Here is a 25,385-nt window from a genome sequence, read left to right as displayed (position 1 = left end):
ACTCACTCCTCCTTGGCGCCGTCGCGGCCGGCCAGCCGGCCTAGGCTCTGGGTGAACTGCAGCACCTTCTGCACCTGCGCCCCCAGCTTCATCAGCCGTTGCAGGGTCTCGACGTCCATGTCGCGGATGTCGGCGAACCATTTCGTCACCAGCTCGATGAGCTGGTACATCTCCTTCATGCGCGCCTGGGCGTGGCGTTCTTCCTCGCTGCCCGGCCGCTCCAGGATCGCCCCGCGCAGCATGGTCAGGGTCGGCTCCACCTCGCGCTTCTGGCGTTCTTCGGCCAAGGTCTTGAAGATCGCCCAGACGTCGTCCGGCGTGGAAAAGTACTCGCGCCGGTCACCGGGCAGGTGCTGCAGTTTGACCAGGCGCCAGGCCTGCAGCTCCTTCAGCGCCATACTGGTATTGGAGCGGGAGCAGCCGATGGCCTCGACGATGTCGTCGGCGTTGAGCGGCTTGGGCGAGACATACAGCAGGGCATAGATCTGACCGACGGTGCGGTTGATGCCCCAGTGGCTGCCCATCTCGCCGAAATGCAGCACGAAGGATTGGATCAGGGGTGGCAGGTTCATCTTTCTCCAATTTTCAGTAATTTCTGAAAGTTTGATATGGATCATAGACCCGCGTTATTTTTCTTGCAAGCCGCCCTGCCTGCGGCTAGATGTCGCACCCGACCAGCCGGGCCATCTCCCTTCGGAGCACTGCGGCAACTGCGGTAGAATGCCCGCTTTTACCCGTCGGACGGCCCCGCAGGCCGTCTGCTCCTGATTTCCACGGACTCGGCATGACCACACCCCAGCACACCCCGATGATGCAGCAGTACCTCGCCATCAAACGCGAGCACCAGGACAAACTGGTGTTCTACCGCATGGGCGACTTCTACGAACTGTTCTTCGAGGACGCCGAAAAGGCGGCGCGGCTGCTGGACATCACCCTGACCACGCGCGGCGCCACGGCCGGTATCCCGATCAAGATGGCGGGCGTGCCCTACCATGCCGCCGAGGGCTACCTGGCGCGGCTGGTGAAGCTCGGCGAATCGGTGGCCATCGCCGAGCAGATCGGCGACCCGGCGCTCGCCAAGGGCCCGGTGGAGCGCAAAGTGGTGCGCATCGTCACTCCGGGCACGCTGACCGACTCGGCGCTGCTCGACGACAAGCGCGACAACCTGGTGCTCTCGCTCAACAGCGTGCGCGGCAAGCTGGGCCTCGCCTGGCTGTCGCTGGCGAGCGGCGAATTCAAGGTGATGGAAACCAGCGTCGACGAGCTGGCGAGCGAACTGGAGCGCCTCAAGCCGGCCGAGCTGCTGCTGCCGGACGAGAGCCAGGTCGGGCTGCTGGAGCAGCTCTCGATCCCGAAGAAGAAGCTGCCGGCCTGGCAGTTCGATCAGCAGTCCGGGCAAGAGACGCTGATCCGACACTTCGGCACGCGTGACCTCGCCGGCTTCGGCGCCGAAGAGCTGACCGTGGCGATCGGCGCCGCTGGCGCCTTGCTGGGCTACGTCAAGGCCACGCAGGGGGTGAACCCGGCGCACATCGCCAGCCTGGCGGTGGAAGACGAGAGCGACCTGATCCGCATGGACGCCGCCACGCGGCGCAACCTGGAACTGACCGAAACCATCCGCGGCGAGCCCTCGCCCACCCTGGGCTCGCTGCTCGACTGCTGCGCCACCAGCATGGGCAGCCGGCAGCTAGCGCACTGGCTGCACCACCCGCTGCGCCGCCACGGCAAGATCCGCGAGCGCCTCGGCGCGGTGCGCGCGCTGCTGGCGCGCCACGGCGAGGTCGCCGAGCAACTCGCCGAGGTGGCCGACATCGAGCGCATCACCGCGCGCGTGGCGCTGCGCTCGGCGCGCCCGCGCGACCTGGCCGCGCTGCGCGACTCGCTCAAGGCGCTGACCGGGGTGAAAGGGTTGGCCGAACAACTCGACAGCCCGCTGCTGCGCCAATTGGCCGTGCTGCTGCCGTCCGACAGCCCGGTGGCCACGCTGCTGGCGAGCGCCATCCTGCCCGAACCCGCCACCTTCCTGCGTGATGGCGGCGTGATCAACCACGGCTTTTCGGCCAACCTGGACGAACTGCGGGCGATCCAGACCAACTGCGGCGAATTCCTGCTGCAACTGGAAGCCCGCGAGAAGGAGCGCACCGGCATCCCCTCGCTCAAAGTTGAATTCAACCGCGTGCACGGCTTCTACATCGAGGTCAGCAAGGCGCAGGGCGACAAGGTGCCGGACGACTACCGCCGACGCCAGACGCTGAAGAACGCCGAGCGCTACATCACGCCGGAACTGAAGGAATTCGAGGACAAGGCGCTGTCGGCCAACGACCGCGCGCTGGCGCTGGAAAAACAGCTGTACGAGACGCTGCTCGACGAGTTGGCGCCGCATATCGCCGAGCTGCAGCTGATCGCCCAGGCGGTGGCCACGCTCGACGTGCTGGCCGCCTTCGCCCGCCATGCCGAAACGCGCAACTACGTCGAACCGGAATTCGTCGACGAGGTGCGCCTCGAGATCATCGAGGGCCGCCACCCGGTGGTCGAGGCCGAGGTCGAGCGCTTCATCGCCAACGACTCCTGCCTGTCCAACAGCCGCAAGCTGCTGCTGATCACCGGCCCCAACATGGGCGGTAAATCGACCTACATGCGCCAGACCGCGCTGATCACGCTCTTGGCCCATGTCGGCTCGTTCGTGCCGGCCGACTCCGCCGTGCTCGGTCCGATCGACCGCATCTTCACCCGCATCGGCGCCTCCGACGACCTCGCCGGTGGCCGCTCCACCTTCATGGTGGAAATGACCGAAACCGCCAACATCCTCAACAACGCCAGCGACAAGTCGCTGGTGCTGATGGACGAAGTCGGCCGCGGCACCTCCACCTTCGACGGCCTGGCGCTGGCTTGGGCCATCGCCAAGGCGCTGATCGAGAAGAACCGCGCCTACACCCTGTTCGCCACCCACTACTTCGAGCTGACGCGGCTCGCCAGCGACTACCCCGGCGTCGCCAACGTGCACCTCTCCGCCATCGAGCACAAGGACAAGATCGTGTTTCTGCACCACGTCGAGGACGGCCCGGCAAGCCAGAGCTACGGCCTCGCCGTGGCGCAGCTGGCCGGCGTGCCGGGCAAGGTGATCCGCGAGGCGCGCCGCCGTCTCGCCGAGCTGGAAAACCAGTCCGCCGCGACCCAGCAGCCGGACCTGTTTGCGGCGCCGCTGCCCGCCGCTGCCGTCGAGCCGGAACCGCACCCGGCGCTGGAGCGGCTGGCCGAGCTGCAACCCGACGAACTGACCCCGCGCCAGGCGCTCGACCTGATCTACGCCTTGAAAACGATGCTGAATTAGGTCAGCAAATCAGGCGCCGTTGCCTACAATGAAAACCGGATACACCACTTGTAAAGGAGAGCGACATAATGCAGTCGGAAAGTGCTGTGGCAAACCCGGGGTTGGCCAGACTGTTCGGCGAGGCGGACTCAGGCTCGGCGGTTTCGCTGGCCGGTATCCGTGAACGGGCCAACAAACAATTATCCCGATTTGTCGCCCTGGCACAGCAGCAGCTGGCCCAACGAACCATTACCATCCCGCCTGCGCTCAGTCTGGTAGGGCAGGACGGCGAACTGGTGCTGGAAAGTCAGCACCCGCAAGCCGAGGCGATCCGGGAATGGCTCAAGGGCAATAGCGAGATCGTCAAGAAGTTCAAAGAAGTGGAAGTACTGTTTGAAATCGTGCGGGCGGCAGAACACCCGGGGGTGGTTTTCCCGGAAACGTCGCGCTTCCATGTCGGCCTCACCAGCGCCGGGCCGGTTGCCTACTTCGAAGACAGCAGCGCTCCCCTCTTGAATCACTAAGCCATTCGACCACCCACAGTCAGCGAGGGGACGGCACGCCGCCCCCTTCGCTCTTTCCGCTCACCCGGCGCTCACACCGCGGCAGCCTGGACCGGCTCGGCACGCACGCGGCGCGGCGCCAAGCCGGCGGCAAAGCGGTTGACGAAGCGCATCTCCAGCGGGTACGGGTAGAAGTCCTCGATGTAGCCGTCGCGGATGCGCTGCTGGCGGGTCTGCCAGAAGCCGGCGTCGAGCAGATCCCGGTGATACTGCAGGAACACTTTCCTGACCTCGGCGTCGCCCAGCAGGAAGGTGGCGAACTCCTCCGGAAACACGTCGCCCTTGGCCACCGGGTACCACACCTCGCCCGACATCTCCATCTCGGGATTGGGCGCCTCCGGGATGCGCCGGAAGTGGCAGTCGGTCATGTACTCGATCTCGTCGTAATCGTAGAAGATCACCCGGCCGTAGCGCGTCACGCCGAAGTTCTTGAACAGCATGTCGCCGGGGAAGATGTTGGCCGACGCCAGCTCGCGGATGGCATTGCCATAGTCACGAACCGCCTCGGCCTTCTCCTCCGGCGAGGCGTTCTGCAGGTAGAGGTTGAGCGGCTTCATGCGGCGCTCGATGTAGACGTGCTTGATGACGATGCTCTGCTCGTCCTCCTCGATCTGCGACGGCGCCAGCTGGCGCAACTCGCGCAGCAGTTCCTCGGTGAAGCGCGCCTTGGGAAACGCCACGTTGGAAAATTCCAGGGTATCCGCCATGCGCCCGACCCGGTCGTGGCGCTTCACCAGACGGTACTTGGCGCGCACCGTGTCGTGATCGACTTCCTTGGTAATCCCGAACACGTCCTTGATCAGCTTGAACACGTAAGGGTAGGACGGCAGCGTGAACACCAGCATCACCAGGCCGCGAATGCCCGGCGCCACGATGAACTGGTCGTTGGAATGCTGCAGGTGCTGGATGAAGTCGCGATAGAAGATGTTCTTGCCCTGCTTCTGCAAGCCCAGCATGGTATAGAGCTCGGCCTTGCTCTTGGTCGGCAGCATCGAGCGCAAAAACTGCACGTAGCCCGACGGCACCGCCATGTCGACCAGGAAATAGGCCCGGCTGAACGAGAACAGCACGCCGATACGCCACGGCTCGAGCAGCACGGTATCGAGGTAGAGCTTGCCGTCGGCATCGTGCAGCACCGGCACCGCGAACGGATAGTTGGAATTACCGTTCACCACCTTGCCGAAGATGTAGGCGGTCTTGTTGCGGTAGAACGCCGACGACAAGACCTGAATCTGGAAATTGGCCTCGGGCTTCGGCCAACCTCCCTGCAGCTCATCGCGCGCCATGCGCAGCACGTAGCCCAGGTCGCGGCGCAGGCTGGCGAACGGCCGCTTCCAACCGAAATCCCGCACGATCTGGCGCAGCACCGGGCGCAGGCCGTACTGCAGCGGATAGTAGCTGCGGTAGGACGGCGGGTCGGCCTCGATGTACTCGGTAGAAATCGCCGGCCGCACGAAGATGAAATCGTTGTTGAAGTAGTCGCGGTGCAGAATGCGCGTGAATACCGAGTTGAAGAAGGTCTCGGCGCACTCCGGCTGCTTGTGGTTGGTCAACAGGCCGATGAAGTACAGCTTGGCCTGCTGCCAGATCTCGTCGTCCAGCAACTCGGCGTGGAAAACCGTATGCAGCCGCGCCACCGTCTCGCTGACGCGCTCGTCGTAGAACTGGATACGGTCGCGGATGGCCTGCTGCACCCCCTGCCAGTCCCCCTCCTCGAACAGCACCTTGGCCTGGTGGTTGCACTCGCTGAACAGCCGGTAGTGCTTGTCGAAACCCTCGATCAGCGCCAGGGCAATGTCACGCGCGACGGGGTTGTAATATTCGGGTATCTGCATACGCTCGCCTTTTGCTGCGCAGGCCGCGCCTCGTGCGGCCAACGTCAATCACCGGTCTGCCGGCCATGACGAACGTACGGGAGCCCTAGGACTTCTTGGCAAACCGGAAGCGCGGCGCCGCACGGCGGGCAGGCGCCGGTTCGGCGGCCTGCCGCCCCGGCTGCTGCACGGGCGCCTTGCCGACGGGTTTAGCATGCCCCGCACGCGGCAAATCGGCAAGCGACACCTCCAGCCGGCGGAACTCACCCGGCTGCAGTCCATCGAGGCGCCACGGCCCGACCGCCACCCGCACCAGCCGCAGCGTCGGCAACCCCACCTTGGCGGTCATACGCCGCACCTGCCGGTTTTTGCCCTCGCTGATGATGATTTCCAGCCACGCGTCGGGCACCGTCTTGCGAAAGCGCACCGGCGGCTTGCGTTCCCACAGCAGCGGAGGCTCGGAGAGCAGGCGCACCTCGGCCGGCTGAGTGACGAAATCGCCCAGGTTCACCCCGGCGCGCAACGCCTCGAGCTGCTCCTCGGCCGGCGTCCCCTCCACCTGCACCCAGTACGTCTTGGGCTGCTTCCAGCGCGGGTCGCTGATGCGGTGCTGCAGCTCGCCATCGCCAGTCAGCAGCAACAAGCCCTCGCTATCGGTATCCAACCGCCCGGCCGGGTACACCCCAGGAATGTCGATATGGTCTTTCAGCGTGGGATGCAGCTCGTGCTGCGAGAACTGGCAAATCACGCCGTAAGGCTTGTTGAACAGGATCAGTTGGGGCATGGCGGCACACCGGTAAAAACACAGGAATGCGCGAATGATAACAAGCGCGGCAGGTGCCGGGCAGTGACTGTTCGCACCCGAACCGGAGCACCGCACCCGAATGGGTGAGCTGACGGCACACCCCTGTTTTCGTTTATTCACATTCCGGCGAGTCGACGCGCGCCAGACGCACCACCCTGTTTACAGAGCAAAACCAGGCCTCTTAACAGAAAATTGCCGCGAATTAATGAAAATTCCTGCCATTTTTCTAAAGACGACATTTTCAATTTTGTGCCGAATAGGGGACAGCCCCCACCCAAACAACCGTTTGAACACCGGATCCACACAGAAAGCGACATCAAAGTTCGGATACGCAACAGAACAGAGCGCTATAATTCGCTTTTGAAAAGCCCCCGAGAGTCTACGGACGACCACCGCAACCCGGCACCGCGTCCGCCTTTCCGCTGCCTTTCGTCGCGCCGGCACCCTCACCCGCCCGGCCGCGCTACGCTCTGACGTCGTAATAATCATGGAGATAGAGTAATGCCTTCGGAACGCCCGACCATCATCTACACACTCACCGACGAAGCGCCCGCGCTGGCAACCAGCGCCTTCCTGCCGATCATCCAAACCTTTACCGGCCCGGCCGGCATCAATATCGATACCGCTGACATCTCGGTGGCCGCGCGCGTTCTGGCCGAGTTTCCCGATTATCTGACCGACGAACAAAAGGTTCCGGACACGCTGGCCGAACTGGGCCGCCTCACGCAAGACCCCGACACCAACATCATCAAGCTGCCCAACATCAGCGCCTCCGTGTCCCAGCTGATGGCCTGCATCAAGGAACTGCAATCCAAGGGCTACGCCATCCCCGACTACCCGGAAAACCCGAGCAGCGAGGAAGAAAAGGCGCTCAAGGCCCGCTACGCCAAGTGCCTGGGCTCCGCCGTGAACCCGGTGTTGCGCGAAGGCAACTCCGACCGCCGCGCCCCGGCCGCGGTCAAGAACTACGCCAAGAAGCACCCGCACTCGATGGGCGAATGGAAGCAGTGGTCGCAGACCCACGTGTCCCACATGGAGCACGGCGACTTCTACCACGGCGAAAAGTCCATGACGCTCGACCGCGCCCGTGACGTGAAGATGGAGCTCACCACCAAGAGCGGCAAGAACATCGTGCTGAAGCCGAAGGTTGCACTGCAGGACGGCGAAATCATCGACTCCATGTTCATGAGCAAGAAGGCGCTGTGCGAGTTCTACGAGAAGGAATTGGAAGACTGCCGTCAGTCCGGCATCCTGTTCTCGCTGCACGTAAAAGCCACCATGATGAAGGTGTCGCACCCGATCGTGTTCGGCCACTGCGTGAAGATCTACTACAAGGAAGCCTTCGAGAAGCACGGCAAGCTGTTCGACGAGCTGGGCATCAACGTCAACAACGGCATGGCGACCCTGTACGAGAAGATCGAGACCCTGCCGGCCTCCAAGCGCGAAGAGATCATCCGCGACCTGCACGCCTGCCAGGAACACCGTCCGCGCCTGGCCATGGTGGACTCCGCCAAGGGCATCACCAACTTCCACTCGCCAAACGACATCATCGTCGACGCCTCCATGCCCGCCATGATCCGTAATGGCGGCAAGATGTGGGGCGCTGACGGCAAACCGTACGACGCCAAGGCCGTTATGCCGGAATCGACCTTCGCCCGCATCTACCAGGAGATGATCAACTTCTGCAAGTGGCACGGCAACTTCGATCCGAAGACCATGGGCACCGTGCCGAACGTCGGCCTGATGGCGCAGAAGGCCGAAGAATACGGCTCGCACGACAAGACCTTCGAAATCGCCGAAGACGGCGTGGCCAACATCGTCGACCTCGCCACCGGCGAAGTGCTGCTGTCGCAGAACGTGGAAGCCGGCGACATCTGGCGCATGTGCCAGGTGAAGGACGCGCCGATCCGCGACTGGGTCAAGCTCGCCGTCACCCGCGCCCGCAACTCCGGCATGCCGGCGGTGTTCTGGCTCGACCCGTACCGTCCGCACGAAGCCGAGCTGATCAAGAAGGTTGAAACCTACCTGAAGGATTACGACCTCACCGGCCTCGAAATCCACCACATGTCGCAAGTGCGCGCCATGCGCTTCACCCTCGAACGCGTCGCTCGCGGCCTCGACACCATCTCGGTAACCGGCAACATCCTGCGCGACTACCTGACCGACCTATTCCCGATCATGGAACTGGGCACCTCGGCCAAGATGCTGTCCATCGTGCCGCTGATGGCGGGCGGCGGCATGTACGAAACCGGCGCCGGCGGCTCCGCGCCGAAGCACGTACAGCAGCTGCTGGAAGAAAACCACCTGCGTTGGGATTCGCTGGGCGAGTTCCTGGCCCTGGCCGTATCCCTGGAAGAGCTGGGCATCAAGACCGGCAACGACAAGGCCAAGATTCTCGCCAAGACGCTGGACGAGGCCACCGGCAAGCTGCTCGACAACGACAAGTCGCCGTCGCGCCGCACCGGTGAGCTCGACAACCGTGGCAGCCAGTTCTACCTCGCCATGTACTGGGCGCAGGCGCTGGCCGAGCAGACCGCCGACAAGGAACTGCAGGCCCACTTCGCACCGCTCGCCAAGGCACTGGCCGACAACGAGCAGACCATCCTCAACGAGCTCAAGGCCGTGCAGGGCAAGCCCGCCGACATCGGCGGCTACTACCTGGCCGACGCCGAGAAGTGCACGGCGGTGATGCGCCCGAGCGCCACCCTCAACGCCGCCCTGGCCGCCACGCTCGCCTGAGCACCATGACCAGGAAGCTCGCTTCGCGAGCCTTCCGCCAAGACCAAACGCCAGGGCTCCCCTGGCGTTTTTTTCATGCCGCTCAATTGAGGACAATCATGTTCCGCCAAGCGTGTGCTCGGCTACAATAAGCGCTACATACATCGGGAAATCGGGTAGTTGTCCCGGCGTGCATCTCCGTTGAGCTAACCAGCAAGAGTAGCCAGCACCGCTCCCGCAGTGCAGAACGGCGAAGGCACCGGGAAATGGCAGACAACAGGTCAATACAGAAGGAGAAGGAGAAACAATGAGTGCATCCCACATCAAGGTTCCCACCGCTGGCCAGAAGATCATTCCGGGTCAGCCGATTCCGAACAACCCCATCATCCCATTCATCGAAGGCGACGGCATCGGCATCGACATCACCCCGGTCATGATCAAGGTCATCGACGCGGCAGTGGACAAGGCCTACGACGGCCAGAAGAAGATCCACTGGATGGAAGTGTACGCCGGCGAAAAATCGACCAAGCTGTATGGCCCGGACGAGTGGCTGCCCAAAGAAACCTTCGACGCACTGAAAGAATACTCGGTATCGATCAAGGGCCCGATGACCACTCCGGTCGGCGGCGGCATCCGCTCGCTGAACGTGGCCCTGCGCCAGGAACTGGATCTGTACCAGTGCGTGCGGCCGGTGCAGTACTTCCAGGGCGTGCCGTCGCCGCTGAAGCAGCCGGAACTGGTCAACATGGTGATCTTCCGTGAAAACACCGAGGACATCTACGCCGGCATCGAGTGGGCCGCCCAGTCCGAAGCCGCCAGGAAAGTCATCAAGTTCCTGCAAGACGAAATGGGCGTCAAGAAGATCCGCTTCCCGGAAACCTCCGGCATCGGCATCAAGCCCGTTTCCATCGAAGGCACCCAGCGCCTGGTTCGCGCCGCGATCAAATACGCCATCGAGAACGACCGCAAATCGCTCACCATCGTGCACAAGGGCAACATCATGAAGTTCACGGAAGGGCTGTTCCGTGACGTCGCCTACAAGCTGGCCCAGGAAGAATTCGGTGCCGAACTGATCGATGGCGGCCCGTGGTGCAAGTTCAAGAACCCGAATACCGGCCGGGAAATCATCGTCAAGGACGCCATCGCCGACGCCTTCTTGCAGCAGATTCTGCTGCGTCCGGCCGAGTACGACGTCATCGCTTGCTGCAACCTGAACGGCGATTACATCTCCGACGCGCTGGCCGCTCAGGTTGGGGGTATCGGCATCGCCCCGGGCGCCAATATTTCCGACCAGTATGCCTGCTTCGAAGCCACCCACGGCACCGCACCCAAATACGCCGGCCAGGATAAGGTGAACCCCGGCTCGCTGATCCTGTCCGCTGAAATGATGCTGCGCCACCTGGGCTGGAAAGAAGCCGCCGATCTGGTCATCCAATCCATGGAAGCCGCCATCGCCGACAAGATCGTGACCTACGACTTCGCCCGCCTGATGGATGGCGCCACCGAGGTAAGCTGCTCCGCCTTCGGCGATGCGATGATTGCACGCATGTAATCCCCCCGCTATAGCGGGAGCAAAGGGCTTGCCAAGCGCAAGCCCTTTTCCATTGACTAATGACAAAAAAATAGCCGCCTATTCGCCGCCATTTAGTGCAAGCACAGACACGTAAATTAGTCTAAATTAAATGTGCTGCCACCAAAATAAAAAACCCGCTTATAGCGGGTTTTTTCATCCAGCGCCGGTCTCATTAACCAAGACCGGCGATAACCATGGCGGTTACTGCGGCTGGATATTGGATGCTTGCTTGCCCTTCGGACCGTTCACCACGTCGAAGCTCACGCGCTGCCCCTCTTTCAGGGACTTGAAGCCTTGCGTGTTGATGGCCGAGAAATGCGCGAACAGGTCTTCACCGCCCTCATCCGGGGTGATGAAACCGAAGCCTTTAGCATCATTGAACCACTTGACAATACCAGTTGCCATTTTACTTCCTTGCATTTAACAGGCTGGTGAGGCCGACCAACAAAAGCTTAAAAGCGCTTCGGTTTTACCTAGGGCAAACCTCATTCATTTCAATTAAGCCAAGCACCAGACTCATTTCTACGCAACCGCGGCCCCAGCGTCAAGTCCAAGGTGAAAAGAATTCTCCCCCCCTTGAAAAAAATCCCGGCGGAACCAAAATAAAAGTGAAATGCCTCATTGCTGAAAGCCGCCATGTCCACGCAGTACAAGGACGACGCCCAACTGGAGGCGTCGCGGGCGAAGACACGCCCACCGTCGATGTATAAGGTCTTGTTATTGAACGACGATTACACGCCGATGGATTTTGTGGTACAGATACTGCAACACTTCTTCCACAAGAACCGGGAGCAGGCCACAAGCATCATGCTGCAAGTGCACACCCAGGGCCGCGGGGTGTGTGGTGTTTATACCAAAGATGTCGCCGCGACCAAAGTTGAGCAGGTGTTGCAGTTTGCGAAAGCTCACCAGCATCCGCTCCAGTGCGTAATGGAGGAAAACTGATGATTGCCCAAGAGCTCGAAGTAAGCCTGCACATGGCGTTCATGGACGCTCGACGCAAACGGCACGAATTCATCAGTGTCGAGCACCTGCTGTTGGCGATGACGGACAACCCGTCCGCCGCAGAAGTGTTGCGTGCGTGTGGAGCGAATCTCGATCAGCTGAAAAAACAGCTGACCGATTTCATCGACGAACATACCCCGACCGTGCCCGGCGAGACCGAGGTGGAAACCCAGCCCACGCTAGGCTTCCAGCGCGTGATCCAGCGCGCCATCCTGCACGTGCAGTCGTCTGGCAAGAAGGAAGTAACGGGGGCCAACATCCTGGTCGCCATTTTCGGCGAGAAAGACTCCCACGCCGTGTATTACCTGCATCAGCAAGGTATTTCCCGGCTGGATGTGGTCAACTTCATCTCCCACGGCATCACCAAGCAGCGCTCGCAGCCGACGCCCAACGAACAGCGCGACAACAGCGAGAGCGAAACCGAAGACGCTTCGGCCAACGTCGGCGGGGCGCTGGAGAACTACACCCAGAACCTCAACGCACTGGCACGCGAAGGCAAGATCGACCCGCTGATCGGCCGTGAGCACGAGCTGGAGCGCACGGTGCAAATCCTGTGCCGGCGCCGCAAGAACAACCCGCTGCTGGTGGGCGAGGCCGGTGTCGGCAAGACCGCCATCGCCGAGGGCCTGGCACGCCGTATCGTCAACGGCGAGGTCCCCGAGGTGCTCGACCGCGCCACCGTCTACTCGCTGGACATGGGAGCGCTGCTGGCCGGCACCAAGTATCGTGGCGATTTCGAGCAGCGCCTCAAGGCCGTCATCAAGCAGCTCACCGAAGACCCGCACGCGATCCTGTTCATCGACGAGATCCACACCCTGATCGGCGCGGGAGCGGCGTCAGGCGGCACGCTGGATGCTTCCAACCTGCTCAAGCCGGCCCTGTCGAACGGTTCGCTGCGCTGCATCGGTGCCACCACCTACAACGAGTTCCGTGGCATCTTCGAGAAGGATAACGCTCTGTCGCGGCGCTTCCAGAAAATCGACATCAACGAGCCGACCGTGGAACAGACGGTGGAAATCCTCAAGGGACTCAAGTCGCGCTTCGAATCGCACCATGGCGTGAAATACACCCAAGGCGCACTGGTGACGGCGGCCGAGCTGGCGGCACGCTACATCAACGACCGCCATCTGCCTGACAAGGCCATCGACGTCATCGACGAAGCCGGCGCGGCGCAGAAGATCCTGCCCAAGTCGCGCCAGCGCAAGGTCATCAACAAGGCCGAGATCGAGGACATCGTCTCCAAGATCGCACGCATTCCGGCCAAGACCGTCTCGTCCAACGACAAGAACGTGTTGAAGAACCTCGATCGCGATTTGCGCAGCGTGGTGTTTGGCCAGGACAAGGCCATCGAGGCCCTGGCGACCGCCATCAAGATGGCGCGTTCGGGGCTGGGCAACCCGCAGAAACCGATCGGCTCCTTCCTGTTCAGCGGCCCCACCGGTGTCGGCAAGACTGAAGTCGCTAAGCAGTTGGCCTACTTCCTCGGTGTCGAGATGCTGCGCTTTGACATGTCGGAATACATGGAGCGCCACGCGGTGTCACGCCTGATCGGTGCCCCACCGGGATACGTCGGCTTCGAGCAAGGCGGTCTCTTGACCGAAGCCATCAACAAGCACCCCTACGCGGTGCTGTTGCTGGACGAGATTGAGAAGGCGCACCCGGACATCTACAACATCCTGCTGCAGGTGATGGACCATGGCACCCTGACCGACAACAACGGACGCAAGGCCGACTTCCGCAACGTGATCATCATCATGACCACCAACGCCGGGGCCGAGTCGCTGTCCAAGCCGAGCATGGGCTTTACCAACGCCAAGCAGACCGGCGACGAGATGGCCGACATCAAGCGCCTGTTCAGCCCCGAGTTCCGCAACCGGCTGGATGCCACCATCCCGTTCCGCATGCTCGACGAGAACATCATCCTGCAGGTGGTAGACAAGTTCCTGATGCAACTGGAACACCAGCTGGCCGAGAAGAAGGTGGATATCCACTTCACCGACATGCTGCGTCAGTACCTGGCCAAGAACGGCTTCGACCCGCTGATGGGCGCGCGTCCGATGGCCCGCCTGATCCAGGACACCATCCGCAAGGCTCTCGCCGACGAGTTGCTGTTCGGCCGTCTGGTGGACGGAGGCGAAGTGACGGTCACCATCGACGCCAACGACAAGGTCGAGTTGCAATTCGACGAGAAGACGCCGTTGGCGGCGGAACCGGCCTGATTCCAAGGGCCTAACCCGTCTCGATCACGCCCGCTCTTGCGGGCGTTTTTCTTGGCTCACCCGCGGGGATGGTGCTGCTCGTGCAGCTGGCGCAAGCGCTCCCGGGCGACATGGGTGTAGATCTGGGTGGTGGAAATATCAGAATGTCCCAGCAGCAGTTGCACCACGCGCAAGTCGGCGCCATGGTTGACCAGATGCGTGGCAAACGCGTGGCGTAGCGTGTGCGGACTGACCGGCGGCAGCCCCTGCCGGCGTGCATACCCTGAAATCAGGTGCCACGCCATCTGGCGCGTCATACCCGCCTTGAGACGAGTGACGAACACCTGCTCGCAAGGCACCCCCGTCAGCAAGGCCGGCCGCCCTGTAGCCAGATAGCGCCCAAGCCAGTCCTGCGCCACCTCGCCCATCGGCACCAGCCGCTCCTTGCCGCCCTTGCCCAGCGTCATCACAACGCCGCTAGTGAGATCGACCTGCTGTAGCGTCAAGCCAACCAGTTCCGACACCCGCAAGCCAGTCGCGTACAAAACCTCCAGCATGGCACGGTCGCGCAAGCCCAGAGGCGTAGCCACATCAGGAGCCTCCAGCAGCGCGACCACGTGCTTCTCCGACAGACTCTTGGGTAAGGGCTGCCCGTGCTTGGGACGCTCGAGCGCGGCGGATGGATCGTCAGGGCGTTGGCCGCTGGCGTGCAGATACTGGTAGAACCGACGCATGGCGCTCACCAGTCGCGCCCGGGTGGTGGCCTTCTCCTGTTCGATCCCCTGCAACAAGGCGCGCTGCAAATCCGCCGCGCCCGCCTCGATCAAACGCACCCCACCCTCTTCGTCCAGACGCGCCCCCAGCTTGAGCAGGTCGCGCCGATACGCTGACAGGGTATTGCGCGACAGGCCATCGCTCAGCCACAGCTGGTCGAGGAACAGGTCGATCTGTTCAGCGTTGCTGCTCATGTCTCAACAGCCAGAACTTGATGAACAAGGTCTGCTCCGCGCTCGAATGATTGAAGCCCCCCAAGCCGGAGCGCGCCAGCACGCGGTGACACGGAATCACGATCGGCAACGGGTTGTTGCCGCACGCCTGCCCTACCGCCCGTGCGGAGCTGCCGAGCTGTTGGGCGATGGCACCGTAACTGACGGTAGCGCCAGAAGGAAGCGAGGCAATTGCCTGCCATACCCGTTGCTGGAACGGAGTACCCTGCGGCCGACACGGCAGGTCGAAGTGGAAGCCGGGATGCCGGAAGTACTCCTGCAACTGGCGCTCCACCTCCTCGGCGAGCGAACTCGGCTCAGGTGGCAAAAGCGGGACCGAGGCATCCAGAAACTCGATGCGGCTGACGACCTGGAACGGTGCCACGATGCCCAGGTGGCCAAACGGCGCAGCGATCACAGCGGTATAAGACATGACAGAGCCCGAAAAAAAAGCGCAAGGCAGATGCCTTGCGCTCTCATCATAGCCAACGGCCAGGCGATTAGCCTTGCTTGCGGGCCGGCAGCTTTTCCTTGATGCGTGCGGACTTGCCGGTACGACCACGCAGGTAGTACAGCTTGGCGCGACGCACGTCACCACGGCGCTTCACTTCGATCGAAGCAACCAGCGGGGAATAGGTCTGGAAGGTACGCTCAACGCCTTCGCCGGCGGAGATCTTGCGCACGATGAAGGAGCTGTTCAGGCCACGGTTACGCTTGGCGATCACGACGCCTTCGTAAGCCTGCAGACGCTCGCGGTTACCTTCCTTTACCTTCACCTGAACGATGACGGTGTCGCCTGGGGCGAAAGCCGGAACGGTTTTGCCGATGCGGGCAATTTCTTCTTGCTCGAGTTGCTGGATCAGATCCATGTCAATGCTCCTGGTTTTTCGGGAGATCTTGTTCCTGCTGGTACTCTGCCAGCAGCCGAGACTCCTGTTTTGTCAAAGGGCGGTTTTGCAGCAGGTCGGGACGACGCTTCCACGTTCTTCCCAGCGACTGTTTCAACCGCCATTTTGCGATCAAGGCATGATTACCTGACATCAGGATGTCCGGCACCCGCATGCCTTGATATTCTTCGGGTCGGGTATAGTGCGGGCAATCCAGCAGGCCGTCCACGAAGGAATCCTCGTAAGCCGACTGGGCATCGTTGAGCACCCCCGGCAACAGCCTGACGACGGCGTCCATCAACACCATGGCGGGCAGTTCGCCACCGGACAACACGTAGTCGCCGATGGAGATTTCCTCGTCGACACGGCGCTCGATCAGACGCTCATCGATCCCTTCGTAACGCCCGCACAGCAGGATGAGACCGGGTCGTTGCGACAGCTCGACCGCCTTGGTGTGGCTCAACGGCCGCCCCTGAGGAGACAGGTAGAGCACATGGCTCTGCGCCACGCCAGCCTCACGCTGTCGCTCTTCGGCCGCAGCAATGGCGGCTTCCAAGGGCTCGATCAGCATCACCATGCCGGGACCGCCTCCGTAGGGACGGTCATCGACGGTGCGGTAATTGTCCGTGGTGAAATCGCGCGGATTCCAGGCACGAAAACCCCAGATGTTCTGCTCCAGCGCGCGCCGGCTAACGCCGAAGCGGGAAACAGCGTCGAACATCTCGGGGAACAGCGAGATAGCGTCGATCTGCATCAGTCGTCGAGGTTCCAGTCCACCGTGATGCGCTTGTCAGTCAGGTTGACATCAAGCACAAACTGGCCGACGAAAGGAATAAGCCACTCGCCCTTCCCTTCCCGTACCACCAGTACCTCGTTGGCGCCGGTTTCCATCAATTCGGCAACCTGACCGAAACGCTGCCCATCCTTGTCGACGACATCCAGGCCGATCAGATCGGACCAGTAGTACTCGTCCTCGGCCGTTTCCGGAAACTCGCTGCGCGGAATGGCGATTTGCATGCCGCGCATGGCTTCTGCCGCCTCGCGACTGTCGACTCCTTCGAGCTTGGCGGCCAGCGCCTTGGGCTGGACCAGCCCGTCTTCGAAACGATAGGATGACCATTGGCCATCCCGCCCCAGCCACCAGACCGGGTAGTCGAACAGGCTGTCTGCGGACCCGGTGTCGGCATGGATTTTCACCCAGCCACGAACACCAAAGGCGCCGCGCACATACCCCATCAAGACGAGATCATCGTTGCGCATGCGCCTCAAACCCTGCGTGTATCAGCAGACTGCAATCAGGCAGCTACTTTTTGCTCTTTAACCAGCTTGGCAACGGCGTCGCTCAGTTGAGCACCAACGTTGATCCAGTGGTTCAGACGGTCAGCGGCGAGGCGAACGCGTTCTTCTTTGTCGTTGGCAACCGGGTTGTAGAAGCCCAGGCGCTCGATGAAGCGACCGTCGCGACGGTTGCGGGAGTCGGTCACCACGATGTTGTAGAACGGACGGTTCTTGGAGCCGCCGCGGGCCAGACGAATCACTACCATTGTCGATTGTCCTTGAATAAAAACGGTATCGTAGAAAAGCCCACGATTTTAGGGCAGTTTTCCCTTATCTTGCAAGCGCTTATTCCGGCCGTGTGTCAGGGCCGGCTACGCCTGCAACACCTTGGTGACCAGCATCAGTGCCCGGTCTTCCGGATGGTACTCGCTGGAGAAGCCCAGTTTGTGCATCAGCTTGAGCATGCCCTTGTTGCCGGAGAGCACCTCGCCACGCATCACTTTCAGCCCCTGATCGCGGGCGGCGTCGAACAACGCGCTCATCAGGATGAAGCCGATCCCTTTGCCCTGCCACTGGTCGGCTACCTCCAAAGCGAACTCGCAGCTCTCGTTATCAGGGTCGGTAACGTAACGAGCCACGGCCAGTTGCTCTTCCCCTTGCGCCGTCTCGCGGGTCATGGCCAGCGCCATCTCGCGGTCGTAGTCGAGCTGGGTAAAGCGCACCAGCATGCTTTGCGACAGTTGCTTGATGCTGGACATATAGCGGTTGTAGCGGCTTTCCTCGGAGAGGTTGCGCACGAACTCCTGCTGCATCTGCGCATCCTCCGGGCGCACCGGACGGATGGTCACCTGGGTCTGATCCTTGAGGCGGGAGCACACCACCATGTGCGAGGGATACGGCATGATCGCCATGTGACGGTACGGCTTGCCGCCCGCGCTCCCCTTCTGCACGATGATGCGTGCGTCCAGCGCCATCACCCCCTGCTCGTCGGCCAGCAAGGGGTTGATGTCCATCTCGCGAATTTCAGGCAATTCGCAGATCATTTCCGACACCCGCAACAGCACCTCTTTCAGCTGGTCGATATCGATTGCCGGCAGGTTCTTGAAGGGGCCGAGAATCTGACCGATGCGTGTCTTGCCGATCAGGCTCTCGACTAGGTAATGGTTGAGCGGCGGCAGGGCCAGTGCACGGTCGTTCATGACCTCGACGGCGATGCCGCCGGCGCCGAAGGTGATGACCGGGCCGAAAGCGTTGTCGTGCGTCACGCCGACCATCACCTCGCGCGCGAATCGTCGGCTGCGCATCGGCTGCACCGACACCCCCGAGATGGCCGCCTCGGGGCGAGCCTGGCGGCAGCGTTCGACGATGGAGGCAAACGCCTCTCGCAGTGCCGCCGCACTACTGATGTTGAGTTCGACGCCGCCGACATCGGACTTGTAGATGATGTCCGGCGAATCGATCTTCAGCACCACCGGGTAGCCGGTTTCTTCGGCCAACCTCACGGCCTCGTCGGGGTCGCGCGCCAGCCGGGTCGGGTTGACCGGGATATTGAAGGCTGACAGCACCTCCTTCGACTCGCGCTCCGACAGGATGACCCGCCCTTCCGCCAGAGCGGCATTGATCAGCGTGCGCGCGCGTGTCACGTCGGGAGAAACCTGCTTGCCTTCGAGCGGCCCCGGCGTCTGCAGCAGCAAGCGCTGGTTGTGATGGTAGGCGGCCAGGTTGCGGAACACTTCCACGGCATACTCCGGGGCGCGGAAATGGGCACACTTGGCCTTACTGAACAATTCCCGACTCTCCGAAACCTTGGCGTCGCCCAGCCAGGACAGCAGGATCGGCTTGGTCGACTCGCGCTGCAGCCCCACCATCAGCTGCGCGGTGGTCAGGTGATCGGTACCGGCCTGCGGCGTGAAGATGACCAGCACGCCGTCCACGCTGGCGTCATCGAGGCAGGCCTTGACCGCCGTGCGAAAACGCACGGGGCTGGCATCGCCGATGATGTCGACCGGGTTACCGTGCGACCAGTTGCGCGGCAGCGCGTCGTTGAGCACCTCCATGGTCGGCTCCGACAACTTCGCCAGCTCCACACCGTTGAGATAGGCGCTGTCCGCCGCCAACACGCCCGGGCCGATGCCGTTGGTGACGATGGCCAGACGGCGCCCCTGCACCCGGAAACTGGCGGCCAGCACCTTGGCGGCCGTAAATAGCTGGGAGATCGATCCCACCCGCAGCACACCGGCACGCGACAGCGCGGCGTCGAACACGTCGGCACTCTCGACCAGATTGCTGGAATGGGTCAGGCCGGTCACATCATCCTCGTAGCGACCGGACTTGATCACCACCACCGGCTTGGTACGGGCGGCGGCACGCAACGCGCTGATGAAGCGACGCGCATCGTGGATGTGGTGGACGTGCAACAGTATGCCCTGGGTGAAGGTATCGGCCACCAGGTAATCGAGGATTTCGCCGAAATCGACGTCCAGCCCCTCCCCCACCGAAATCACGCTGGAAAACCCGATGCCCTTGCTGTCGGCCCAGTCCAGCATCGCGGTGCACAGAGCGCTGGATTGCGATACCAGCGCCAGGTTGCCGGGGCGTACCTTGCTGGAGTAGTTGGAAGCGTTGAAGCCCGCCACCGGGCGCATCAGTCCCAGCACGTTGGGGCCCAGCACGCGGATGCCGAAGTGCCGGGCGATCGACAACGACTCCTTGAGAATTTCACGCTCCAGCTGCTCGCTGTCGGCGAACTCCTTGGCCAGCAGCACTGCCTTCACGCCCTTCTTGCCGCAATCGCGCAGAATGGCCGGTAAGGTTCTCAGCGCCGTGGTCACCACGGCCAGTTCCACCTCGCCCTCGATCAGCCGTACCGATGGCACCGCCCGCATCCCCCCGACCACCTTGTGGTTGAGGTTGACGGGGAACAGCTTGCCCTGGAAATTGCCCGCCAGCAGGCTCGCAAATACCGCCTGGCCAATCGAGCCTGGGGTATCGCTGGCGCCGACGACGGCGACGGCGCGAGGAGAAAACAGGGAAGTGAGATAGTGCGGTTTCATGGCAACCCATCCGATGTGCTGATCTGAACCGGAACCCGGCCTCCCACGGAGGCGTCAGAGACCATTCGGCCTGCAAGGTAACGTGATCGATGTGAAAGCAATACGTCAAACTGCGCTGAGACTCGGCCAGCCGGACCGTCCCTGTCTGCAACGCGGTGATGCCAATCCGAGGCGCAGGGCACGGCGCTCCACTCTATCGACATATACCACACCAGCCCGACATGCGCAGAGCCTACACCCTTCACTGTCCTGCTTCGACCACGACAAAAGCGGCATAACACGATTGAGGGCCTGCGCACCGCCAACCCCACAATCGGGCATCGGGCCGGACTGTCAGCCCAGGTGGTGGACGAACCGCGATACCCCGGCCCCCTTCTCCTCGGCCCCTCAGGCCGACGAGCGAGCCAGACCCCGCCAGCATGCGGGACATGGCCTGACAAGGACCATCCTGTGCCACAACCTGGCTTGCCTTTGGCATCAAGCGCACGTAGCGGCTGGTAAGCCGGGCTCAATATTGTTAATCTTTACCCTTTAGATACAAACCTTCATTGCGCCGCGTCAAAGGAAGATGCCGAAGCTTCCCCAGCGCGGCCGGAGCCAAGGTCATCATGACGAAACGCGTCGTCACACTCGCACACTATTACACCCAGCCTGAAATTCAGCAGATGGCGGACAAGGTAGGCGACAGCCTGGAATTGTCGCTCTACGCCCGTGAAGCCGAGGCTGACATCATCGTGTTCGCCGGCGTCCGCTTCATGGCGGAAACGGCCAAAATCCTCAACCCGCAGGCCGAGGTGATCCTGCCGGATGCAGGATCGACCTGCTCGCTGGTCACCCAGACCGACGTCGCCGCGCTGAAAGCCTGGCGCGAAGAGCACGCCGATTACGTCCATGTGTCGTACATCAACTCCAGCGCCGAGCACAAGGCACTGTCGGACTGGATCGTCACCAGCCGCAACGTCGATGACATTATCGCGCATCTCTACGAGCAGGGTAAGAAAGTCATCTTCTCGCCCGACCGCAACATGGGCGCCTACCTGAACTACCAGTACGGCTACGACATGCCGCTGTGGTCGGCGGTATGCGAGGTGCACGACAAGTTCAACGAGGCCGCCCTCAACGAAGCACTGAATGCCGTCACCGGCGAAGCCCACCTCATCGCCCACCCGGAAAGCCCGCTGCCGGTGCTCAAACGCGCCGATTACGTCGGCTCGACCTCCGGCATGCTGAACTGGGTCAAGCAGTTCAAGGGAGGTCCGGACGCCGTGATCTTCGTCGCCACCGAAGACGGCATCCTGTACAACATGAGCCAGGCCCGGCCGGATCTGGACCTGCGCCAGGCGCCGATCTATGCCGGCTGCCAGTGCAACTCCTGTCCTTACATGAAGATGAACACCATCGAGGCCGTCAAGCACGCCCAGCAAGGCGGTGGTACGCACATCGACTACCTCAGCACAGAACAGATGGACGCAGCACGGGTGCCCATCGAGCGCATGCTGGAATTCAGCCGACGCTACTACGCCTGACCCAGAAACCCGCCTTTCGGCGGGTTTCTTGTTTTGACCCGGTGCCATGACAGGAAGGTTTTCAGCAGGCTCCACGCAGCGATACAATCACCGGGGTTCCCCAGGAAGACGGCATGAAGTTTCTCATCAGCAACGACGACGGTTACTTTGCCCCCGGCATCGCCACCTTGGCCGAAGCCCTCTCGCGGCATGGCGAGGTGGTGGTCGTGGCCCCCGAGCGCGACCGCAGCGGCTCGAGCAACTCCCTCACCCTTGATCGGCCGCTGAGCGTACGCAAGGCCGCCAACGGCTTCTTCTACGTCAACGGCACCCCGACCGACTGTGTCCACGTCGCTGTCACGGGGTTGTTGGACTTTCGTCCCGACATGGTGTTTTCCGGCATCAACCACGGCCCCAACATGGGCGACGACACCATCTACTCCGGCACGGTCGCGGCCGCGACGGAGGGCTTTTTGCTCGGCATTCCCTCGGTGGCGGTATCACTGGCCGGCAAGAGCGGGGCGCACTTCGCCACCGCCGCCGCGGTGGTCGATCAACTGGTGCAACGCCTCCAGGCGTCGCCGTTTCAGGCCCCGGTCCTACTCAATGTCAACGTCCCTGACATTCCGCTTGACCGGCTTGCGGGCATGACAGTTACCCGCCTGGGGCGACGCCACTATGCCGAACCGGTTATTAAGGCGAAAAATCCGCGCGGCGATACCGTATACTGGGTCGGCCCGGTCGGTCCGGCGCAGGACGCGGGGGAAGGTACCGACTTCCGGGCACTTGCCAACAACCAAGCCTCGGTCACACCGCTGATGCTCGATCTGACCGCCTACGGCCAACTGGACGGAATCAAGACATGGCTTCACAGCTGACACCGACGCGTCAGAATTACGGCATGCTGTCCGACCGGACCCGCATGCGCATGGTCGACCGGCTACGCCAGGCCGGGATTCGCGATGAACGGGTGCTGGCAGCGATGTACGAGGTCCCGCGCCACCTATTTGTCGACCAGGCCCTGGCAACCCGCGCCTACGACGACGTATCGCTGCCAATAGGCCATGCCCAGACCATCTCGCAGCCGCTGACGGTAGCACGGATGACCGAACTGCTGATCGTCGGCCGCACTCCCGGCAAGATTCTCGAAATTGGCACCGGCTGCGGTTATCAGACTGCCGTGCTACTGAAAACCGGCGCACAGGTCTTCTCGATGGAACGCTTGGCGCCGCTATTGGACAAAGCTAGACAACATCTGCGAAACGCACGCCTGGTGCACGCACGGCTGGTACATGGCGACGGCCATCTTGGCCTGCCGGAGGCGGCGCCCTTTGACGGCATCATCATGACCGCCGCAGCGAAGAGCATCCCGGATGCCCTCGTCAGCCAGTTGGCCGAGGGCGGCAAGCTGGTGATGCCGATGGGGGACGGCGAACAATTCCTCTGGCTGATCGAGAAAACCGCCCAGGGCCTGCAGAAAACCAAGCTCGACCCGGTAAAATTCGTCCCTCTTCTACCCGGTCGTGGCTAACCGGGTAAAAACGCCACAGGGCTGCCGGTCGGCGATTTACAAACTTTAACTTATTGACATATAACATCACCAGCATGCGAATCCAGCTTGACCGAAAAGTTCCGACCCTGATCACCTTGCTGACGGCCGCGCTGCTCACCGGTTGCAGTACTCTGGTCCAGGAGGCGGCCCCGGTGGAAAGCGGGGTGACGAGAACACCGGCCGGCGCGACAAGTGCGCCGCCTCCTGCGGTCTCCCCCCCTGCTCCAAGCGGTAATGGCGCCGTTACCACGCCGTATCGGCAGGGTGGCAGCATTAAACCCGTGCAAACCGGGACGGAAGCGGCCAAGACGCATATCGTGCAACCCGGCGAGAACCTGTTTCGTATCTCGTTGAATAACGGGCTCAAGTATCAGGACGTCGCAGCCTGGAACAACCTGCCTGACAATCAGATCAAGGTAGGCCAGGTGTTGCGGCTGACGCCGCCGGATAGCGAGCCGGCGACCAAAACCAACACCGCCCCAGCCAAACAGCCTGCAAGGGCGGCTGGCGCAGGCCCGGTAACGCCGGCTACACCGGCAGCGGCGACAAACGGGCAAACAACGCTCAAGGCCTACCCCAAGGCGCTGAAGTTGCCGTATTCGGAGGCAGCGGCCAAGTCGCTGGTGACGCAAAGCGAGGGTAGCAGCGCCCCGGCAGCGGCCAAGCCGGCAGCGCCCGCCATCGTGCCAGCCACGCCCAAGGCCGAGCCCCAAGGAACGGCCAAGCCCGAAAACGGGGCCAAGGCAGAGCCGCAGGACAAAGGCGGCGATGGCGATATCACCTGGGCCTGGCCGGTGAAAGGGAAGGTGTTGCACGGCTACTCGGACACCAACAAGGGAGTGGATATCTCGGGGCGGATGGGCCAGCCTGTTCTCGCCGCCTCGGATGGCAGGGTGGTATATAGTGGTAATGGCCTGAGGGGCTATGGCAAGCTGATCATCATCAAACACAATAAGACGTTCCTCTCAGCGTACGCACACAACAGCCAGCTACTGGTCAAGGAAGGACAGGCAGTAAAGAAAGGTCAGCCCATTGCCGAAATGGGAAATACGGATGCGGACCAAGTGAAACTGCACTTTGAAATCCGCCGCTTCGGCAAACCGGTCGACCCGTTGCAATATCTTGACAGCACATCCTGACAGGGACGCGTCCCCGTCGGATCACAGCGAAGGGGGTAGAAATGAGCAACGACCTGGACATTCTCGACGACGACGACATTGCCGCGGATGAAGAGGCTAGCGACGACACTGTCGCGGAAACCGACAGTGAAGAAGTGCAGGAAGCCGCATCCGCCTATGACGACATTGCCGACGTCACCCAGATCTACCTGAACGATATCGGCAACAATGCCCTGCTCAGCCCTCAGGAGGAGCAGTCCTTGGCGCGACTGGTGGTGCAAGGCGACTTCGAAGCGCGCCAGAAAATGATCGAGCACAATCTGCGCTTGGTCGTGAACATTGCCAAACGCTATATCAACCGCGGCCTGGCCCTGCTCGACCTGATCGAGGAAGGCAATATCGGGCTGATGCATGCGCTGGAAAAATTTGATCCCGAGCGCGGCTTCCGTTTTTCCACTTACGCTACGTGGTGGATACGCCAGAGCATCGAACGCGCCATCATGAACCAGTCGCGCACCATCCGGCTGCCGGTGCACGTCATCAAGGAACTCAACGTCTACCTGCGCGCCTCGCGCCACCTGGAAAGCCAGATCGGGCGCGAACCCAGCGTCGAGGAAATCGCTCAACTGGTCGACAAGCCGGTGGAAGACGTGCGCCGGGTAATGAACCTCAACGAGCGGATGGCCTCGCTGGATGCTCCACTGGACATCGACCCCATGCTGTCGATCGGGGAATCGATCCCGGACGACCAGCACGACGAGCCGGAAATCCAGTTGCACAATACCCAGCTGGAAAACTTCGTCCACGAGTGGATGGCCCAGCTCAACGACAAGCAGCGCATGGTGATCGAGCGTCGCTACGGCCTGAACGGCCATGAAATCTGCACGCTGGAGGAACTGGCCAGCACCCTCAGCCTGACGCGCGAGCGGGTGCGCCAGATCCAGATCGAAGGACTGGAGCAACTGCGTCGCATCCTGCGTCGCAAGGGCATTGGCAAAGACCTGCTGCTGTAATCAGGTC

22 protein-coding genes are annotated in these 25,385 nt (G+C 62.1%); 11 read left to right on the top strand and 11 right to left on the bottom strand.

Going from position 1 to position 25,385, the window contains the following annotated elements:
• Positions 1 to 2: 2 nt before the first annotated feature.
• On the bottom strand, positions 3 to 572 hold the full coding sequence (locus tag NH8B_RS03325) for a GbsR/MarR family transcriptional regulator (protein WP_014086008.1): 570 nt from the start codon (positions 570 to 572) through the stop codon (positions 3 to 5).
• A gap of 212 nt (positions 573 to 784) precedes the next feature.
• Here NH8B_RS03325 and mutS point away from each other — a divergent pair, with 212 nt between their 5' ends.
• Complete coding sequence (gene mutS, locus NH8B_RS03320) at positions 785 to 3,331, top strand: DNA mismatch repair protein MutS (protein WP_014086007.1); 2,547 nt, start codon at positions 785 to 787, stop codon at positions 3,329 to 3,331.
• Between the two features lie 68 nt (positions 3,332 to 3,399).
• A complete protein-coding gene (locus tag NH8B_RS03315) occupies positions 3,400 to 3,834 on the top strand; it encodes a hypothetical protein (RefSeq protein ID WP_008953386.1) in 435 nt (144 codons plus the stop codon).
• Between the two features lie 71 nt (positions 3,835 to 3,905).
• Here NH8B_RS03315 and aceK read toward each other — a convergent pair whose 3' ends face one another.
• A complete protein-coding gene (gene aceK / locus NH8B_RS03310; RefSeq protein ID WP_014086006.1) occupies positions 3,906 to 5,708 on the bottom strand; it encodes a bifunctional isocitrate dehydrogenase kinase/phosphatase in 1,803 nt (600 codons plus the stop codon).
• Between the two features lie 85 nt (positions 5,709 to 5,793).
• A complete protein-coding gene (locus tag NH8B_RS03305; RefSeq protein ID WP_014086005.1) occupies positions 5,794 to 6,471 on the bottom strand; it encodes a pseudouridine synthase in 678 nt (225 codons plus the stop codon).
• 522 nt (positions 6,472 to 6,993) lie between these two features.
• Between NH8B_RS03305 and NH8B_RS03300 the strand changes: the two genes are divergently transcribed.
• A complete protein-coding gene (locus NH8B_RS03300; RefSeq protein WP_014086004.1) occupies positions 6,994 to 9,231 on the top strand; it encodes an NADP-dependent isocitrate dehydrogenase in 2,238 nt (745 codons plus the stop codon).
• Between the two features lie 286 nt (positions 9,232 to 9,517).
• A complete protein-coding gene (gene icd, locus NH8B_RS03295) occupies positions 9,518 to 10,762 on the top strand; it encodes an NADP-dependent isocitrate dehydrogenase (protein ID WP_014086003.1) in 1,245 nt (414 codons plus the stop codon).
• 222 nt (positions 10,763 to 10,984) lie between these two features.
• On the opposite strand, the gene NH8B_RS03290 is transcribed toward icd, so the two are convergent.
• The gene (locus NH8B_RS03290) at positions 10,985 to 11,188 is read right to left on the bottom strand and encodes a cold-shock protein (protein ID WP_008953391.1); all 204 of its coding nucleotides are present in this window, start codon (positions 11,186 to 11,188) and stop codon (positions 10,985 to 10,987) included.
• 231 nt (positions 11,189 to 11,419) lie between these two features.
• Here NH8B_RS03290 and clpS point away from each other — a divergent pair, with 231 nt between their 5' ends.
• Both clpS and clpA read left to right on the top strand, forming a co-directional pair.
• Positions 11,420 to 11,728: an ATP-dependent Clp protease adapter ClpS gene (clpS, locus tag NH8B_RS03285; RefSeq protein ID WP_008953392.1), complete on the top strand. Its 309-nt coding sequence runs from the start codon at positions 11,420 to 11,422 to the stop codon at positions 11,726 to 11,728.
• The gene (gene clpA / locus NH8B_RS03280; protein ID WP_014086001.1) at positions 11,728 to 14,007 is read left to right on the top strand and encodes an ATP-dependent Clp protease ATP-binding subunit ClpA; all 2,280 of its coding nucleotides are present in this window, start codon (positions 11,728 to 11,730) and stop codon (positions 14,005 to 14,007) included. The genes clpS and clpA overlap by 1 nt, the downstream gene beginning before the upstream one ends.
• Positions 14,008 to 14,063: 56 nt before the next feature.
• Here the strand turns inward: clpA and xerD are convergent, their stop codons facing one another.
• From xerD to NH8B_RS03245, 7 genes are all read right to left on the bottom strand, one after another.
• Positions 14,064 to 14,954, bottom strand: a complete 891-nt coding sequence (gene xerD, locus NH8B_RS03275) for a site-specific tyrosine recombinase XerD (protein WP_014086000.1) — start codon at positions 14,952 to 14,954, stop codon at positions 14,064 to 14,066.
• Complete coding sequence (locus tag NH8B_RS03270) at positions 14,938 to 15,405, bottom strand: methylated-DNA--[protein]-cysteine S-methyltransferase (RefSeq protein WP_014085999.1); 468 nt, start codon at positions 15,403 to 15,405, stop codon at positions 14,938 to 14,940. The genes xerD and NH8B_RS03270 overlap by 17 nt, the downstream gene beginning before the upstream one ends.
• Positions 15,406 to 15,472: 67 nt before the next feature.
• Positions 15,473 to 15,841: a 50S ribosomal protein L19 gene (gene rplS, locus NH8B_RS03265; protein ID WP_008953396.1), complete on the bottom strand. Its 369-nt coding sequence runs from the start codon at positions 15,839 to 15,841 to the stop codon at positions 15,473 to 15,475.
• A 1-nt stretch (position 15,842) separates the two neighbouring features.
• Entirely contained in the window at positions 15,843 to 16,613 is a 771-nt protein-coding gene (trmD, locus tag NH8B_RS03260; RefSeq protein ID WP_014085998.1) for a tRNA (guanosine(37)-N1)-methyltransferase TrmD, read from the bottom strand.
• Positions 16,613 to 17,095 carry a ribosome maturation factor RimM gene (gene rimM, locus NH8B_RS03255; RefSeq protein ID WP_014085997.1) on the bottom strand — a complete coding sequence of 161 codons (483 nt, stop codon included), beginning with the start codon at positions 17,093 to 17,095 and terminating at the stop codon, positions 16,613 to 16,615. Before rimM ends, trmD begins: the two co-directional genes overlap by 1 nt.
• A 59-nt stretch (positions 17,096 to 17,154) precedes the next feature.
• Positions 17,155 to 17,403: a 30S ribosomal protein S16 gene (gene rpsP / locus NH8B_RS03250; protein WP_008953399.1), complete on the bottom strand. Its 249-nt coding sequence runs from the start codon at positions 17,401 to 17,403 to the stop codon at positions 17,155 to 17,157.
• A gap of 105 nt (positions 17,404 to 17,508) precedes the next feature.
• The gene (locus NH8B_RS03245; protein WP_014085996.1) at positions 17,509 to 20,190 is read right to left on the bottom strand and encodes a bifunctional acetate--CoA ligase family protein/GNAT family N-acetyltransferase; all 2,682 of its coding nucleotides are present in this window, start codon (positions 20,188 to 20,190) and stop codon (positions 17,509 to 17,511) included.
• 608 nt (positions 20,191 to 20,798) lie between these two features.
• Between NH8B_RS03245 and nadA the strand changes: the two genes are divergently transcribed.
• The 5 genes from nadA (at position 20,799) to rpoS (ending at position 25,378) form a co-directional block, all read left to right on the top strand.
• On the top strand, positions 20,799 to 21,716 hold the full coding sequence (gene nadA, locus NH8B_RS03240) for a quinolinate synthase NadA (RefSeq protein ID WP_008953401.1): 918 nt from the start codon (positions 20,799 to 20,801) through the stop codon (positions 21,714 to 21,716).
• 113 nt (positions 21,717 to 21,829) lie between these two features.
• Positions 21,830 to 22,573 (top strand): 5'/3'-nucleotidase SurE, encoded by a 744-nt coding sequence (gene surE / locus NH8B_RS03235; RefSeq protein ID WP_014085995.1) that lies wholly within the window; start codon positions 21,830 to 21,832, stop codon positions 22,571 to 22,573.
• Positions 22,558 to 23,226 carry a protein-L-isoaspartate(D-aspartate) O-methyltransferase gene (locus NH8B_RS03230; RefSeq protein ID WP_008953403.1) on the top strand — a complete coding sequence of 223 codons (669 nt, stop codon included), beginning with the start codon at positions 22,558 to 22,560 and terminating at the stop codon, positions 23,224 to 23,226. Before surE ends, NH8B_RS03230 begins: the two co-directional genes overlap by 16 nt.
• Before the next feature lie 74 nt (positions 23,227 to 23,300).
• Entirely contained in the window at positions 23,301 to 24,386 is a 1,086-nt protein-coding gene (locus NH8B_RS03225) for a peptidoglycan DD-metalloendopeptidase family protein (RefSeq protein ID WP_014085994.1), read from the top strand.
• A 41-nt stretch (positions 24,387 to 24,427) separates the two neighbouring features.
• Positions 24,428 to 25,378, top strand: coding sequence for an RNA polymerase sigma factor RpoS (gene rpoS, locus NH8B_RS03220; protein WP_008953405.1), 951 nt, complete (start codon positions 24,428 to 24,430; stop codon positions 25,376 to 25,378).
• The last annotated feature ends 7 nt before the right edge of the window (positions 25,379 to 25,385 follow it).

This window comes from Pseudogulbenkiania sp. NH8B (genome assembly GCF_000283535.1).
In the GTDB taxonomy this organism is placed as follows: Bacteria; Pseudomonadota; Gammaproteobacteria; order Burkholderiales; family Chromobacteriaceae; genus Pseudogulbenkiania; species Pseudogulbenkiania ferrooxidans.
This window is presented reverse-complemented; position numbering and strand designations above follow the sequence as displayed.